The organism is Bradyrhizobium arachidis (assembly GCF_015291705.1).
Lineage (GTDB): Bacteria > Pseudomonadota > Alphaproteobacteria > Rhizobiales > Xanthobacteraceae > Bradyrhizobium > Bradyrhizobium arachidis.
Window position 1 is genome coordinate 7,700,249 of record NZ_CP030050.1, and the last position, 16,873, is coordinate 7,717,121.

A 16,873-nucleotide genomic window follows, 5' to 3' on the forward strand; every position below is an offset into this window, starting at 1 on the left:
CCGGTTGCGACAACGCCGTCAGCCGACGAGGCCTCCCATCGGTTTGACCTCAGTGCTGCCGGGGAAGACTGTATCTGCCAGCACCTTCTCCTCAACGCGCAGGTGATCCCGCAGCAAGCCCTTCAGCACCGCGCGCAAATCCGTGGTTGGCTTGAGATCGCGATCCTCGAACAGCTGCGCCGGCTTCAGGCCCGGCCAGTCCGCGATCACGCGGCCGCCGGCGAGTCCGCCGCCGATGAGGAAGGCGACCGTGCCCGTGCCGTGATCCGTGCCTTGCGTACCGTTGATGCGCGCGGTGCGGCCGAACTCGGTGACGACGGCGACCACAGTCTCGTTCCATGCCTCGCCCATGTTGCTCTCGATCGCCGCGAACGCGCCGTCGAGCGCGCCGAGCAGATTGTAGAGCTGGCCGGACGCTGCGCCTTCCGCAATATGCGTGTCCCAGCCGACGAAGCCCATGGCGCCGACGCGCGGGCCGTCGGGCTTTGCGAGATAGCGCGCGGCGGTGCCGGCGGCTTCGGCGAAATAGGCGCGCACGCGCGCGATGCCCGGAGGCGCCAGGGTCGGATCGTCCGACATCGGATCGCCCGCGCCCGGTGCGCCGCCGAGCGAGGCCAGCTTCATCCGCGCCTGGAGCACGGTCGCGAGTTTCGGGTCGGTGTGCTGGTAGAGATCGAGCAGACGGTTCTGCGTGTCCTCGCTCGCCGGCAGCAATTTCTGTGGCACCCATGTCATCACCGGCGCCGAGCCGCGCACCACCAGCGGCGTCACCGAACCGATGCCGAGCGCGCGGCTGCCGCGCGGATCGACGCGCCCGCCGGATTCCATCGCAAGCAGCGCGCGGTTGAGCCATCCCGACGCGGTCACGCCGGGTTTGGAAATGCCGCTCTCCAGCACGTCCTGGCCATCGAAATGCGAACGCTCGCGATAGGGCGTCGCGCAGGCGTGGACGATCGCGGCCTTGCCGCTTTTGTAGAGCCGGTGCAGGTTCGGCATCGCCGGGTTGAGCGCGAAAAAGGAATCGAGCGGCAGCGCCGGCGGCTTGCCGTCCAGCAGTAGCGCGCGATCGCCGCGCAAGGAGGCCCAGTCGGGATCACCGACCGGCGCGACCGCGCCGAGGCCATCGAGCGCGCCGCGCAGCACGATGACGAGCAGACGCGGATCGCGGCCTTCGGCGCGCGCGATCCGCGGCATCTGGCTCCAGGCGAACAGCGCACCGGAGCCGACCAGAAGCTCGCGCCGCGTGGGCAGATGATGATCGAAGCCCATGCTCACCTCCTCTGAAAATCCGCCGACATGAACAGCAGCGCGAGCGCCTGCTGCCGGCTCTCGGCGCGGCCGACCGCCTGCTTCACCTCGCTCGCGATCTCTGATGCGAACACGTCCTCGATGATCACTTGCGGATCGGCCATGCCGGTGATGCGCTCGGCGAAATTGTTGGCGACGTCGAGCCGCCGGCCGACGCCGTCGATCCAGCTCGCCTCGTCGTCCGGATAGCCCTTGGGCATCGACGGACGCCACAGCGGTTCGCCGAGCAGTTGCTGGCCGCCGGTGTAGCGGACGGGATCGACGAGCGTGATGCCGGTCGCACGCACCATGCCGACGACCCATTCGCCGGGACGCTTGAGCTTCGACGGCGGCCCGCGCCAGGCGTCATCCGACGACACCATCGCGATCGCGACCTGCTTGAGATCGCCTTCGGTGTCGCGAAAGGTCTTCGCCAGCTGCTCGATCAGCGCCGGCGGCGGCTCGTCCGCAACGAAGTGCCGCGCGAGCTTGGTTGCGACATGGGTTGCGGTCGCCGGATGCGCGGCGAGGTCGCGCAGCACGGCGCGGCCCTGCTCGGCGTCTTCCTGCTCGTAGCGCTTGCCGAGCACGGTCTGCCCGCCGGGCTCATGGAGCCGCGGATTGAAGGTGAACTCGCCGCCGTGAGTGGGATCGGCGCCCGGCGGCACCAGGGTCCAACCCGTCAGCACATTGGCGAAACTGATGACGTCGTCCTGGGTGTAGCCGGTGCGCACGCCGAGCGTATGCAGCTCCATGATCTCGCGCGCAAAATTCTCGTTGAGGCCGCGGCTGCGGTTGATGCCGGCGGTCGAGTTCGCGCCCATCGATTCCAGATTGTCGAGATAGAACAGCATCGCCGGATGGCCCTCGGTGGCCAGCAGCAGATCGACGAAGCGGCCGAGCGCATTGGCACGCACCGCTTCGCGCTCGTAGGCGCCGGACATGCTCTGAATCCGGTTGGCCGAGATGCAGAAATGATTTGACCAGAACCACACCAGCCGCTCGGCGAAGCCGATCTCGGCAGACAGCGCGGCCTCCGTGCGCAGCTTGGCTTCCTGCAAATAGATCGGGCGGCCGGGATCGGGAATGGCGTCGGCAGCCTGCTTCGCCGCCATCTCGGCAGCGTCCTTCTCCTGGCCTTGCGCCGGCGCCTGCCCTTCGCTCTGCGCCTGGCTTTGCTCGCCCGCAGCCACTTGCGTCGCAGCCATCTGCTGCTTCTTGGCCTGCTGCTGCGCCTGCTTGGCGCGCGCCGTCCGCCGCGCATTGGCATCGGCCACGGTGCGATAGGCCTTCGCACTCGTCGGAAGACTGGCTGCGGCGGTCAGCGTGAGCGGCCGGTCGAGCTCTGCGATCAGCGCGCCGCGCGGGTCGGTCCCGATGGCGGCGATCGATCCCGGCCGTGGTCCCATCCCGAAGCGATGGAGCGCCAGCACGACCTCGGCCTTTGCAGCATTGCTCATGACGAATGCCCAATCTTTCGAGACTGCCCGACGGCAGCGCCATCGGCAGCTACGACTTGTAGTGCTACAAATCGTAGCATTCAACCAATGGACGGGCAAGCGGAGATTGGGACACCGCCGTCAAGAAATCGCGAGCCGCCGGCCGGCAGCAGCCGTCCTAGAAATTCGGCCCGAGCGCGATCTTGGTGATCGTGCCGTTCCTGACGCCGATACGCCATTCCGCCGAGCCGTTGGCGAACTGGGCGACATAGATGTCGCTGTCGAGCGCGGTGACGCCGCGGAAGGAGACCGCGCGCAGCGCACCTAACCGCGCCAGGATCGCCTGGTCGAACGGCAGCTGCTGACGCGTGATGTCGGCGACCTCCGGCGTCATGTGCTCGTAGTCAGGCTGGCCCTTGCCGACGCTCTCGATGTAACGGCGCAGCATCTCCTCGCCATTGGCGATCGGAACGGCGCGGCGTGCCGCGCGGCCCGGACGCGCGCCGAGGTTCGACGCCTCGACATTGTGGAAGCGGGTCTGTCGGCCCGGCACCAGGATCTCCATGCACCGCCCCGCCTTGTCGGCGATCACCCAGGGATTGTTCACGGTGGTGGTCGCGGCCCAGGTCGCGTTGGGCCTGACGAGGCTCTGCATCCTGCGATTGCCGCTCGCATCGAGATTGAAGACCTGGATGTCGTCGCCCATCTCGTTATAGAGCATGATCCTGATCGGCGAGGTACCGGCGCGGCCGCGCACGCTCGCTTCCTCCGCGCAAGGCACGATGCCTCCGAGCTCGTCATTGCCGTCGGCCCGGAACAGCACGTCGCCGACCTTGCCGTCGGGCTCGAGCAGCAGGCGGAATTCCGCCGTGCCGTTCTCGAACTTCGCGCCATAGATGTCGTAGCCGCCGGGGCCGACGCCGCGGAAGAAGAGCGACTCGACTGCACCGAGCGCTGCGAACGTCGCCTGCGTTTCATTGAGCTGACGATGGATCTTGGCAGCCAGCGGCGCGCTCATGCGATCGTAGTTCGGCGTGCCGCGCCGCAAGTCCTCGATCCCGCGCAAGATCAAGTCCTTGCCGCCGGCGACCGGGACCTGCTCACGGAAGCGATCCGGAACTTCCGCGACACGGCGCGCGAAATCGGCCTCGATCGCCTGCGCCACCGACGCGTCGATCCGCGGCGCAAGCCGCGCGCCGAAGACCGCGTTCTGGACCAGAACCCGCGAGACCTTGGCTTGCTCGTCGCGCAGGAAGATCAGCAGATTGTCGCCGTGGATCGAGAAGACGTCGGCACCCTCGGCGAGGAGCGCCGCCCGGCCCTGCACGGTTTCCTGTACCTGGAGACGATCGCCGTCGCGGCGCACGGTGAGCACGCGGTTCGGCGCGACCCTGTACCAGCCGACATATTGATCGAGCGCTGCGGAATCGGCCGCCGCCGTCGGCATTTCGGCGACGCGAACCGCGCGGATGTCGCGGCCGTTCATGCGCAGCATCAGCTCGGACGAGCGGCGCTCCGCCTCGAGCTGGAACGTGATCTCGCCGGACGAAGCCGCGTAGGACGCGGTGCCGTCGCTGCCAACCGTCAGGCGCAGTCTGCGCTGCCCGGTAAGCTGACCGTAAACCTCGTCGCCCTCGCGGAAGATCGCGAACACGGAAGACGGCCCCATGGCGTAGAAATTGACGAAGGGACGGTAATGCTGGGCCGGCACCTCGCCGGTGTCCGCGGCGACGGGCGCAGGGTCGGGGCTGCGATAGGCGATCATGCCCGCGGAGACGATCACGGCCGGCACGATCGCCGCCGCGATCCACAGCCGCTTGCGCCAGCCGACGGCGACGGGCATCGCGGCTGCCGCGATGATGCGCTCGACACGGGCGCGCACGGTCGAGGCGCGCGCCATCGCGAGCTCCACCGGCCGCGGCTTCACGGTGCTGGCGAAATCCAGCAGGATTTCGGCATAGGACAGGCGGTCGTCGATCACCTCGATCGCTTCGGCGTCGCTGATGATCTCGGCGAGCTCGGCGAGGCGCGCGAGCTGCCACCACGAGAACGGGCTGAACCAGAACACTGCGCGGTTGAGCGAAGCCAGCAGCAGGATGTAGAAATCGCAATTGGCAACATGCGCGCCTTCATGCGCGAGCACCGCGAGACGCTTCTTCGCATCCCAGGCTGCAAATTGCGGCGGCACCAGGATGGTCGAGCCGAAGGTGACAGGACCGCCGACGTCGCGGCTGACGCGCACGTCGGCTCCGATCATGGCCGCGGCGCTCACGGGCTGCGCCGCCCGCGCCAGGCGCCAGGTCAGGCAAAGGCCGATGGCGAGCCGCAACAGCAACAGGCCGGCGACGCCGGCATAGACGATGGTGGCGACCAGCCACCAATTGATCGAGAACCCGCTTCCAGGCGGCGCCACGACGGCGGCGCCCGCTGGCATTGCCAGGGCTGGCTGCGGCGTCTCCAGCATCGAGATGTCAACTGGGGCGACATCGTCCGGCATGGGCATCGGCAGAGGCAGCCGCGTGATGGTCAGCGTCGGCCAATGCATCACGAAAGGCATCGCCAGCGATGCCAGCAGCACGACGATCCACGCCGTCATGTGGACGTGTGGATTGCGCACGCGAAAAAGATAGAGACCGAACCAGACGACGCCTCCCAGCACAAGGGAGCGCAGCGCCGCCTCCGCCAGAGTTGCGATCATTCTTTCTTCACTCCCCTCGCCTTCTTCGCCTTGGCCACCTGGTCGGCCAACGTGCGCAGCTGCTGCTGGTCGAGCATCGCATTGTCCACCATGCCGACGAGGACCTCCTCGATCGAGCCGTTGCAGAACCAGTCGACGATGCGCTGCACGGCCTTGGCCGCGACCTTCGCGCGTGGTTCGGCGGCGGTGTAGACATAGGTCCGTCCGTCCACGGTGTGGTTAGCATAGCCTTTTTCCTCGAGCCGGCGCAGCACGGTGCGCACGGTCGACTCCTTCAGGCGCCGCGACAGCCGCTCACGCACGATTTCGGCCGTGACAGGACCATGGGCCCAAACCAATTGCATGACCTCGCGCTCGAGGTCTCCCAGTTCGGGCAAACGATCGTCCATGGCGGCTTACCTTGCGGCTTGAGTTTCTTGTAACGCTACAGATTGTCGCATATAGCGCCGCGCGGCACAACGGCGATTCCACCTGGAATGGTGGTGGCGGGCTGGCCTGACGCCGAACTGAAAACGACTGAGGCGTCGGGTGGGCTTTCAATCTGGCCTGCAGGCGTGCCTTGCCCCTCACCCGGATTGCTACGCAATCCGACCTCTCCCCGCAAAGAGCGGGGAGAGGTTAAGAGGCGGCACGGCAAACGATCTGGCTGGTCATCCCACGTCAGGGACGCACCGCTCTCGCCCTCCCTCGCCCCGTTCTTACGGGGAGAGGGTGGGGTGAGGGGCCGCCTCCACAAGTTCGGCTTGAATTGTGAGCCTCAGTACGCCGGCTCGTACATCTGCGACTGCACCAGCGCCTTGACGTCGTTCGGCGCCGGTCCCTCCGCGAGCCCGCGCTGATAGGCAACGTCGGCCACAGCCGCCGCAATCCGCGCCGAGACCTCGCGGATGCGGGGCAGCGCCGGGTAGAGGCTGCCTTGCGCGAGGTCCTCCTTGCCGACGCAGTCGGCGAGCGTATGGGCGGCCGCCATGAACATCTCGTCCGTCACCAGGCGCGAACGGCTGGCGATGACGCCGAGACCGACGCCCGGGAAGATGTAGGAGTTGTTGCCCTGGCGCGGCACGAAGGTGCGGCCGCTCAGCTTCACCGGATCATACGGGCTGCCGCAGGCGAACAGCGCGCGGCCCTCGGTGTAGCGGTAGGCATCCTCCGCCGAGCATTCGGCCTTCGAGGTCGGGTTGGAGAGCGCGAACACGATCGGCTGCTCGTTGAGCTCGGCCATCGCCTTGAGCACGTCGGGCGTGAAGGCGCCGCCGACCGCGGCAACGCCGATGATCGCCGTCGGCTTCAGCGTCTTGATGGCGGTGAGGAAGTCGGCGATCGGCGCCTGGCCCGCATGGGCATAGCGCAGCTTGTGGCCGTGAAGGCCGTCACGGCCGCCAACGACCAGGCCGCGGGAATCCACCAGCCAGTTGCGGCGGAGCGCGTCGGCTTCCGTTGCGCCCTCCGCCATCATGGCGGAGACCACGAGATCGGCGATGCCGGTCGCCGCTTCGCCCGCGCCGAGGAACAGGATTCGCTGATCCCTGAGCTTGCCGCCGGAGACACGCAGCGCCGAGAACAGGCCCGCGAGCGCCACCGCCGCGGTGCCCTGGATGTCGTCGTTGAAGACGCAGGCATCATCCCGGTATTTGTGCAGCAGCTTGAACGCGGAGTGATTGGCGAAATCCTCGAACTGGATCAGCACGCCCGGGAACGTCTTCCGCGCAGCCTGCATGAACTCGTCGACGAAGCTGTCATAGGCCTCGCCCGTGAGCCGCCGCTCGCGCAGACCGAGATAATAGGGATCGTTCAAGAGCTCTTCATTGTTGGTGCCGACGTCGAGCACGATCGGCAGGCATTGCTCGGGGTGCACGCCGGCGCAGGCGGAATAGAGCGAGAGTTTTCCGACCGGAATGCCCATGCCGTTGGCGCCGAGATCGCCGAGGCCAAGGATGCGCTCGCCGTCGGTGACGACGATCAGCTGGGCCGGATAGGGCCAGTTCTTCAGGATCTCCGCGATCTGGCCGCGATCGCGCGAGGAGATGAACATGCCGCGCGGCCGCTGGAAGATCAGGCCGTATTTCTGGCAGGCGAGCCCGACCGTCGGCGTGTAGATGATCGGCTGGATCTCGTCGATGTTGTCGACGACGACGCGGAAGAACAGCGCCTCGTTGCGGTCATGCAGCGCGTTCAGCGCGACGTATTTTTCGAGGTCCGTCGGCAGGGTGCGGAGGTTGGTGAGCACGCGCTCGGCTTGCGTCTCCATCGTCAGCACGCAGGGCGGCAACAAGCCGCGCAGGCCGAGCGCCGCGCGCTCCGCTTCGGTGAAGGCGGTGCCCTTGTTGAGCAGGGGATCGCGCAGCAGCGTCATGCCGTGCGCGGCGTCGGATGATGTCGAATGGGCGCTGACCCGAGCAGGTCTATTCACGAATTCCCCCAGGGAGTTTCTTATTGAAGGGCGGCCATTGTCGGCCAGTGCTCACCCGAGATCAAGGACGCAGGCATCCCGGCATCGATTGTGATCTCGCACCGCAGCGAGGTTTTCGAGAACGATCCGCAGTTGCGCGCGCAAGTTAACACGGCGACGTTTTTGCTCCTGATGATGAGGGATTGAGGGGCGGCCTGCCCTCTCCCCCCGTCATTCCCCGGGGCGCGACGAAGTCGCGAACCCGGAATCCATCGATCCGCAGATACCGCCGCCGCAATGGATTCCGGGCTCGCGCTGACGCGCGCCCCGGAATGACGAGAAAAACCTCACAAACCATCAGGAAGACGAAGGACTATACGGCGACAACGCTATTCCGGCTTGATATCCGCGGCCTTGACGATCGGCCACCATTTCTCGATCTCGGCCTTCTGGAACGCCGCGAGTGCCGCGGGCGTCTGCTGATCGGACGGCGGAATCTCCTGCCCGAGCTCAGTGAAGCGCTGCTTGACGGCGGGATCCGCAAGAACCGTGACGATCGCCGCGTTGAGCTTTGTGACAATATCTTTCGGCGTGTTCTTCGGTGCCCAGATGCCATGCCAGTAGGAGATGTAGAGACCGGGCAGCCCCGCCTCGTCGACGGTCGGGATGTCAGGCGCGGAGACAAGCCGTGTCGGCGAGGTCACCGCAAAGGCCTTGATCGCGCCGTTCTTGTATTGCGGCAGCGAGTTCGAGGCCTGGTCGAACATGATGTCGATCTGGCCGGCGACGAGATCGATCATGGCGGGCCCTGCGCCGCGATAGGGCACGAACTGGAAATCGGTGCCGGTCTTCTCCTTGAAGAACACGCCGGCGACATGCGCGCCGGTGCCCGCACCGGCCGTGCCGGCGGTGGCCTTGCCGGAATTGGCCTTCAGCCAGGCGATCATCTCTTTCAGATTGTTGGCCTCGAGCGACTTGCGGCCAACGATGAGCTGCGTGCCCATCGCGATGGTCGCCACCGGCTCGAAATCGGCGAGCAGATCATAGGGCAGCTTGAAGATCGCGCCGTTGAGCACATGCGTGCCCCAATGGCCGATGGTGATGGTCGTACCATCAGGCGTCGCGCGCGCGACGCGGGCACCGGCGATGCTGCCGGAGGCGCCGGCGACGTTCTCGACCACGACCGTGGCGTGCAGCTCGGCGGCGATCCGCTCCGACAGGATCCGCGCCAGCGTATCGGTCGGGCCGCCAGCCGCGAACGGCACGACGAGGGTGATGGGACGCGACGGGAATGGCTGCGCACTCGCTGGCGCGGTCCACGACGCGCATCCAATCAGCGCGCAGATGACGATCACATGACCGCGTAATCCGGCCCACAGCCCCCGCATCGTTCTCTCCCACCCTTTTTGCCGCCCGCATGTTGTCAGCGGGTTGGAGCCGGAGTGAACGCTGCCGCGCTGGCCGAGGCAAGCCCAGAAATTATCCAGCCGCCCGCCGCGGCGTCAGATTGGCGGCACTATCCGCAGGTGGCGCGATCTGCATCAAGATGGTCTGGACTGGGGACGCGATCTCGATGCCGTGCTGCTGGAAGCGCAGCTTCATGCGGCGGTTGAACTCGCGCTGGACCGGCCAGCGGCCGGCCTCGGTGCAGCGGATCTGGCCGACAATCGACACCATGGCGCCGTCGACCTTGTCGATGCCCCACAGATCGAGATCGCCGCGGATCGCCGCGCGAAACTCCGGCTCGCGCCGCATCTCGTCGACGATGTCCTTGAGGATCTGGCCGGCGCGGTCGGTGTCCTCCTTGTAGGCGACATTGACGCTGACCGAGGCGTTGCCGGCGCCGCGGCTGGCATTGGTGATGGTGGTGACCGCGCTGAACGGCACGATGTGCACGGCGCCGTCGCCGGCGCGCAGGCGGATGGTGCGGATCGAGACGTTCTCGACGACGCCAGAGAGCCCCGAGACGCTGACGGTGTCGCCGACCTGGACCGTGTTCTCCAGCAGCAGGAACAGGCCGGTGATGAGATCCTGCACCAGCTTCTGCGAGCCGAAGCCGATCGCGATGCCGACGATGCCGGCGCCGGCCAGCAGCGGGGCGACATTGACGCCGATCTCGCTCAGCGCGGTGAGGCCGACGACGGTGGCGATCAGGCAGAGCAAGGCAGTTCGCAGCATCGGCTGGAAGGTGCGCAGGCGCGCGGCACGGGCATAGTGCCCGTCGCGCGACAGCGAGTTGATCTGGCGGTCCAGCAGTGCGTTGCTGGCTTCCCAGATGGCTGCCGCGATGAACACGGCCAGGCCGATCGTCACCACGGCCGAGATCAGCCGGTTGCCGATCTGACCGCCATAGAACCAGACGATGGCATCGACGCCCCAGACTTCGAGCACGGCGACGAAGCCGATGAAGGCGATCACGCCGGAGACGATCCTGCGCAGCAGCGGCAGATAGCGGTTGGCGCGGACCTCGAGGCCCGGAAAACGCTGGAGGATCTCCGGCCTGATGCGGAAGCCGCGGTCGATCAGGCTCAAGGTCACCATGATGGCGACGCGGGTGATCAGCGCCACCACGATGGTGCCGACGAAATATTGCAGCAGCAGCGAATAGCCGTTGCGGATGTTGAGCGCCCACACCGCCCACAATGCGAGATCGAGCGCGATGGCGAGGTAGTGCCAGCCGGCAGCGATGCGGTTGCGCAGGCGCGCAGCGATGCCCTGCCGGTCGGCCGGCGCACGGATGGAATCGGCGACCTGGCGGCGGCATTGCAGGATGATGACGACGACGAAGAGATGCACGACCAGCATCACCATGCGCAGCAGCGCGGCGTAGCCGGCGCGGTGCAGCCCGAGCAGCAGCGCCACATTGGCAAAGGCGATGCCAGAGACGCCGACGCCGACGATGCGGCGTGCCCAGATCTCGATATAGGCCGCGGTCTCGGCGCGCACCGGAAACAGGCCGAATGGCCCGGCCAGCGCGCGGACCACGCAGATGAGCCCGCGCGAGAATGCATAGGCGTTGACGACCGCAAGGATCACGAAGCGGACCGTGACGGGATCGCCGATCTCGGTGCCGAGCAAGGCGGTCGCGACGCCGATGAAGACGAACACCGGAAGCAGCTCGAGCAGGAGGCGGCCGAGCACGAAGGGCAGCCGCAGCAGCAATTGCCAGACCCGCGCCAGGCTATGGCGTCGCTTCTGCAATTCAGGCGCCGGCGTCACGTCGGCCACCGACGATGGCGGATCGGCGATCGGCAGCGCCTGCACCGGCAGGCGCGCGGTATGCGGCACGCGCCCCTCGAGGAATGCCACCGGACGCCGGATCAGGCGGAAGATCACCCATTCCGCCGCAAGCGCGCAGCCGAGCACCAATGCAAGCTTCCAGGCGATCTCGATCAGGAGATTGTAGGCGGCGGGATCGTTGGCGGTGCGCACGATCCAGTAATAGAACGCGGGGAAATGCGTCAGCGTCCGCGCCACGCTGGCGATCTCGCGCGAGATGTCGCCGATCTGCTCCGACACTGTGAGCAGGAGTTGCGCGCCGAGACCGTCCGCCGAGAGCGGTATCGGCGACTTCTGCTCGGGCGCGGGCTGCTGTGGGCCGGATGCGTTCGCGATCGCGCGCAACGTGTCGATCATCTGCGCGCGCTTCTTGTCGTCCTGGAGCGTCTCCAGCGCGCGCTTCGCCTCGTCAGGCGACAGCGCGGCCGCCTGGTTGGCGGCCGGAGCAGCCGGCTCGGCGTGGGCGCCACAGAAAGACGAGATCGCGAGGAAGAGAGCGGCGAGGACCGCCGGGGCAAGCTTATGCGACACGATGATTCCCTGGAAAAAATGAATGCGCCGGCGGAGTCGGCATCGTCACCGCCGAAGCACTGCGTCATGTCGGACCGCTGTCATTCGCCCCGGCGCTGTGTCGGAAGTTGGCCAATGTGGCGACATTCTCTTGGCATTTGCCGCAGTGCAGGAATGGGAACTGCGAGCTTCCGTGCGGCCGCGGGCCGTCTTCGCCGTGAGACACGCGCCAAAACTCTCCCGTCATTCCGGGAGTCGGCCCGGAATGACGGCGAGGAGGAGGAGAGAGAAAACAGGATGTCAAACACGCCGGTCGGCCTCGTCGGCCATCCGCTGCGCTCAGCGCACTATCAAGGCGCTATCGAATACAGCGCCGGGACGGTAGGGGCCTTGCCTCACTGATGCAGCCCGCTAAACCTTGTCCCGGCGTGCCGTTCGCGGTTTTCGCCGCTATGCGATAGTCCGAACGAGCTCCATCGCAATTAACGCGGCTGGATTTGCGGAGGTGGAGTCATAGACCTCCCCTTGCTCTGATGTGGACGTTGGGCGTCGCTTGTTTGCGACCGTAAGGATGCTCCTCCCGTGCCACAAAACTGTCAAGCAGGATCAATGGCGCAGGGATCACATTTAACGCGAGTTCCTTAGGCCGCAACGGTAGCAACGATCTCGCGTCGAGCGCTCCTGATCGAACGAGGCTACGAACGATCGACTCACACCGCAATCGTAGGGTGGGCAAAGGCGCACTTGCGCCGTGCCCACCAACTCTCTCAGGTCGCAAAAATGCGTGGGCACGCTTGCGCTTTGCCCACCCTACGAGATCCGAACGCGACCTGCTGCGATGATGACACCATACCCCTGTTTTGCCCGACGCGTCAATTTAATTTCGAAAAATCCGCAATGACCTTCACCTACATCGCCAAACCGTTGACCCAGCTATCGCCGGCTACTGTGCATGGGGTTGTTTTCGATTTTTTGTTCTGACATGTGCTGGCGCCGCCGCTCACCGTCACTTCTTGCCGCCCTTGCCCTCCTTCTCCAGCGCCTTGCGTACGGCCTTGAATTCCTCGAGCGAAGCCTTGTCGGCGCGCGGGAAGCGCAGGTCGAGCTTTTCGAGCGCAGCATTGATCACCGAGCCGATCACGACGCGCGCGAACCATTTGTGGTCGGCCGGCACGACGTACCAGGGCGCGTGCGGCGTCGACGTGTGGCGGACGATGTCCTGATACACCGCCTGGTAGCGCGGCCACAGCGCGCGCTCCTTGATGTCGTCCATGGAGAACTTCCACTGCTTGGACGGAATCTCCAGCCGGTCGAGAAAACGGTCGCGCTGTTCGTCCTTGGAGAGGTTGAGGAAGAACTTCAGCACCACGGTGCCGTTGCGCGCCAGGTAACGCTCGAAGGCGGAGATGTCCTCGAACCGCTCCTTCCAGATGTTCTTGGTCACGAGCTTTTCCGGCAGCTTCTCCTTGGCGAGGATCTCCGGGTGCACGCGCGTCACCAGGCATTCCTCGTAATGCGAGCGATTGAAGATGCCGATATGGCCGCGCTCGGGCAGCGCGACGACGTGCCGCCAGAGGAAATCGTGGTCGAGCTCATTGCTGCTCGGCGCCTTGAAGGCGGTGACCTCGCAGCCCTGCGGATTGATGCCCTCGAAGATCGCCTTGATGGCGCTGTCCTTGCCGGCCGCGTCCATGGCCTGGAACACGATCAGCAGCGACCAGCGGTCCTGAGCGTAGAGCTTCTCCTGGAATTCGACCAGCCGCTTCTTGTTGGCGTCGAGGATCTCCTGCGCCTTCTCCTTGTCGAGATCGCCCTTCTCGTTGGTCTTGTAGTCCTTGAGGTGAAACTTGCCCGATCCGTCGTAACGGAAGGGCGTGATGTAGCGGTCAAGTTCCTGGGCGAGCGATTTGGACGGCTTCTTGCTCATGAGCGCGGGGCACCTTGCGTTGGGGCTTCAATCGGTCGAGCAAGCTACCAAGGATACCCTTGGGAAGGAATATGATGAAGAGCACGAGCAGCACGCCATAGACGAGGTTGTCCCAGCCAACCGCCTTGGTGCCGAAGCCGATGCGCAGGGTCTCGGCCAGCAGGATCGTGATGATGGCGCCGAAGGTCGGACCGAGCGAGACGAACAGGCCGCCGACGATGGCGGCGAACACCATCTGGAGCGACACCGCGATGCCGCTGACCGTGTCGGGCGTGATGAACATCTGGTACTGGCAGTAGATCGCGCCGGCGAGCGCCGTCATCAGCGCGCTGAGCAGCGTGATCTTGAGCTTCTCCGCGGTGACGTTGACACCGGCGGCGGCGGCGGCGTCCTCGTCCTCCGAAATCGCCTCCAGCGCATAGCGCGCCATGCTGCGGTCGACCCAGTGCCAGGCCACGATGCCGAACAGCCAGACCGCGAGCGCGATCAGGTACCAGGTGGTCTTGTCGTCGAATTGCAGCGCCAAGAGCTTGTTGCCGGAGGCTCGGTTCGGCGTGTAGCCGAGCGAGCCGCCGGTATAGTCGCGCGTCGCGGTGATGACCTGGAGCACGATGCCCGACAGCGCCAGCGTCACCAGCACGAAATAGTGGCCGGTGATGCGGAAGCGGAAACAGGGATAGCCGACGATCAGCGCCAGCGCGCCGGCCGCGACCATGCTGATGGGAATGCCGATCCAGGGCGACAGTCCCAGATGATTCCACAACAGCGCGGTGACATAGGCGCCGATCCCCATGAAGCCGCCATGGCCGAGCGAGACCAGGCCGAACCGTCCCATCATCGACCACGACGTATAGGCGAACGACCAGATCAGGATCAGCACCAGGATGTGCAGATGATAGGGATCGCGATAGACGAACGGCAGCGCGACCAGCGCCGCCAGTCCGATCCCCCATGCGGCGAGACGCCCCTGCCCCGTCATCGGCGCCTCGCCAGCAGGCCCGCGGGCCGGATGAACATCATGACGATGAAGAAGGCGAAGGCGAGCACATAACCCCATTCGAGATCGGAGAACAGTCCGCCGAGCGAGATGATCTCGGCGAACACGAAGGCGGCGATGAAGCCGCCGATGAAATTGCCGAGGCCCCCGAGCACGCAGATCAGGAAGGTGATCGGCCCGAACGAGAGGCCGACGAAGGGATGCACGTCATATTGCAGCACCAGGAGGCAGGCGGCGAGCCCGGCCAGCCCGCCGCCGATCGCGGAGGTGATGAGATAGATGCGCCTGGTGTCGACGCCCATCAGCGCCATGATCTGCCGGTCCTGCGAGATGGCGCGGATCGCGGTGCCGGTGAAGGTCCGCGTCATGAACAGATAGACCGCGACCATGCCGACCAGCGCCGCGAGAAACGAGAGCAGTCGTGCGTAGCTGAAATTCATGTCGCCGAAGGCGAGCACCGGCAGGCGGATGCCGAGATTGCGGAAGTCGATGCCGAAGGCGACGGTGGCAAAGCTCTGGAGCACGAACAGCACGCCGCCGGTCGCGAGCAGCTGGTTGATCGGCGGCGCCGTGAGCAGCGGCGCGATCACGAGGTAATGCAGCGCGGCACCGAGCAGCGCGACCAGCAGGATCGTCAGCGGTGCCGCGACGAAATAGCTGACGCCATAGTACTGCACCATGAAATACATGGCGTACATGCCGATCATCACCAGCTCGGCATAACAGATCCAGGTCACATCGATGACGCCGAAGATCAAATTGAGCCCGAGTGCGAGCAGCGCCAGCACGCCGCCGAGCAGGATGCCGTTGATCACGGCCTCCAACAGGTAGATGTCGAAAATATCGAGGAACGCCTGCATACCCATCACACCCCGAGATACGCTTCCTTGACTGTGTCGCTCGCCAGCATCTCGGCCGAGGTGCCGGAGGCCCGGATCGTGCCCGCCTCGATCAGATAGGCGCGATCGACCACCTTCAGCACCTGCTGCACGTTCTGCTCCACGATCAGCACCGTCAGCCCGCTGGCGCGGATCCGCTTCACCAGCTCGAACACCTGCTGCACCACGACCGGCGCCAGGCCCGCCGACGGCTCGTCGAGCAGCAGCAGCTTCGGATTGGACATCATCGCGCGGCCGATCGCGCACATCTGCTGCTCGCCGCCGGACATGGTGCCGGCCATCTGGTGGCGGCGCTCCTTGAGGCGCGGAAACAGATCGAACACGACCTCAAGCCGCTCGGCATAATGGCCGCGCGCCTCCTTCATGAAGGCGCCCATCTTGAGATTGTCGTCAACCGTGAGCTGCGGAAACAGCCGCCGGTTCTCCGGCACATGCGCAATCCCGAGGCTGACGATCTTGTGCGGCGGCGTTGCCACGACATCGACGCCCTCCATCCTGATCGATCCGCGCGTGGGTCGGATCAGGCCGGAGATGACGCGCATCAGGGTGGTCTTGCCGGCGCCGTTGGGACCGATGACGCCGACCGCCTCGCCGGCCTTCACGTCGAGATTGACGTCGAACAGCGCCTGGAATGTACCATAGCCGGCATTGACGCCGCGGAGCTCCAGCATCACTGGCCTCCCGCGCGGCGGCGCGCTTCGGCGGCCGCGGCCTGCGTGGTCTCGGCATCGGTGCCGAGATAGACCTCGATGACGCGCGGATCGCCGGCGACCGCGCTCGGCAACCCTTCCGAGATCTTCTCGCCGTGGTCGAGCACCATGACGCGGTCGACGACGCGCATCAGGACGCCCATGATGTGCTCGACCCAGATGATGGTGATGCCGAGCTCGTCGCGGATGTTGCGCAGCATGTCGGCAGCCTGATCCATCTCGGCCTCGTCGAGGCCGCCGAGGCTCTCGTCGGCGAGCAGAAGCTTTGGCGCGGTGGCGAGCGCCTTTGCGAGCTCGAGCTTCTTCAGGCCGGCGGCGCCGAGGCCATCGACGCTGGCGTGCCGATCGGTCGGCAGGCCGACCATGGCGAGCGATCGCTCGGCCGCCTCCTCCGCCCTGGCGCGGCTGTGGCGGCCCTGGCCGTAAAAGCCGGCGAGCGCGACATTCTCGAAAATCGTCAGGCGGCGGAACGGGCGCGGAATCTGGAAGGTACGGCCGATGCCGCTGTTGATGATCCGGTGCGGCGCGAGGCCCGCGATCTCGGCGCCGCCGAACAGGATCGAGCCTGAGGTCGGCGCCAGCGTGCCGGAGAGCATGTTGAAGATCGTGCTCTTGCCCGAGCCGTTGGGGCCGATCAGGCCGAGGATCTCGCCCTGCTCGACCTTGAACGACACGTTGTTGACGGCGGTGAAGCCGCCGAACCGTTTCACCAGCCCGCTGACCTCGAGCACCGCCCCG

General features: G+C 66.0%; 12 protein-coding genes. All 12 read right to left on the reverse strand.

Annotated features, from left to right (window positions below):
* Positions 1 to 18 precede the first annotated feature (18 nt).
* Positions 19 to 1,269 (reverse strand): DUF1501 domain-containing protein, encoded by a 1,251-nt coding sequence (locus WN72_RS36305; protein ID WP_092212511.1) that lies wholly within the window; start codon positions 1,267 to 1,269, stop codon positions 19 to 21.
* Between the two features lie 2 nt (positions 1,270 to 1,271).
* On the reverse strand, positions 1,272 to 2,747 hold the full coding sequence (locus WN72_RS36310; protein WP_092212513.1) for a DUF1800 domain-containing protein: 1,476 nt from the start codon (positions 2,745 to 2,747) through the stop codon (positions 1,272 to 1,274).
* Between the two features lie 157 nt (positions 2,748 to 2,904).
* Entirely contained in the window at positions 2,905 to 5,424 is a 2,520-nt protein-coding gene (locus tag WN72_RS36315) for a M56 family metallopeptidase (protein ID WP_092212515.1), read from the reverse strand.
* Positions 5,421 to 5,813 carry a BlaI/MecI/CopY family transcriptional regulator gene (locus tag WN72_RS36320; RefSeq protein ID WP_027560480.1) on the reverse strand — a complete coding sequence of 131 codons (393 nt, stop codon included), beginning with the start codon at positions 5,811 to 5,813 and terminating at the stop codon, positions 5,421 to 5,423. The genes WN72_RS36315 and WN72_RS36320 overlap by 4 nt, the downstream gene beginning before the upstream one ends.
* A 368-nt stretch (positions 5,814 to 6,181) precedes the next feature.
* Complete coding sequence (locus WN72_RS36325; RefSeq protein WP_244553663.1) at positions 6,182 to 7,777, reverse strand: NAD-dependent malic enzyme; 1,596 nt, start codon at positions 7,775 to 7,777, stop codon at positions 6,182 to 6,184.
* A 425-nt stretch (positions 7,778 to 8,202) separates the two neighbouring features.
* Positions 8,203 to 9,201, reverse strand: a complete 999-nt coding sequence (locus WN72_RS36330) for a tripartite tricarboxylate transporter substrate-binding protein (protein ID WP_027560482.1) — start codon at positions 9,199 to 9,201, stop codon at positions 8,203 to 8,205.
* A 91-nt stretch (positions 9,202 to 9,292) separates the two neighbouring features.
* Positions 9,293 to 11,623, reverse strand: a complete 2,331-nt coding sequence (locus WN72_RS36335) for a mechanosensitive ion channel domain-containing protein (RefSeq protein WP_092212519.1) — start codon at positions 11,621 to 11,623, stop codon at positions 9,293 to 9,295.
* A gap of 985 nt (positions 11,624 to 12,608) precedes the next feature.
* On the reverse strand, positions 12,609 to 13,529 hold the full coding sequence (locus tag WN72_RS36340; RefSeq protein ID WP_092212521.1) for a polyphosphate kinase 2 family protein: 921 nt from the start codon (positions 13,527 to 13,529) through the stop codon (positions 12,609 to 12,611).
* Positions 13,489 to 14,508, reverse strand: coding sequence for a branched-chain amino acid ABC transporter permease (locus tag WN72_RS36345; protein ID WP_027560485.1), 1,020 nt, complete (start codon positions 14,506 to 14,508; stop codon positions 13,489 to 13,491). The genes WN72_RS36340 and WN72_RS36345 overlap by 41 nt, the downstream gene beginning before the upstream one ends.
* A complete protein-coding gene (locus tag WN72_RS36350; protein ID WP_027560486.1) occupies positions 14,505 to 15,386 on the reverse strand; it encodes a branched-chain amino acid ABC transporter permease in 882 nt (293 codons plus the stop codon). Before WN72_RS36350 ends, WN72_RS36345 begins: the two co-directional genes overlap by 4 nt.
* A 5-nt stretch (positions 15,387 to 15,391) precedes the next feature.
* Positions 15,392 to 16,096, reverse strand: coding sequence for an ABC transporter ATP-binding protein (locus tag WN72_RS36355; protein WP_027560487.1), 705 nt, complete (start codon positions 16,094 to 16,096; stop codon positions 15,392 to 15,394).
* Positions 16,096 to 16,866, reverse strand: coding sequence for an ABC transporter ATP-binding protein (locus WN72_RS36360; RefSeq protein ID WP_092212523.1), 771 nt, complete (start codon positions 16,864 to 16,866; stop codon positions 16,096 to 16,098). The genes WN72_RS36355 and WN72_RS36360 overlap by 1 nt, the downstream gene beginning before the upstream one ends.
* Between the last annotated feature and the right edge of the window lie 7 nt (positions 16,867 to 16,873).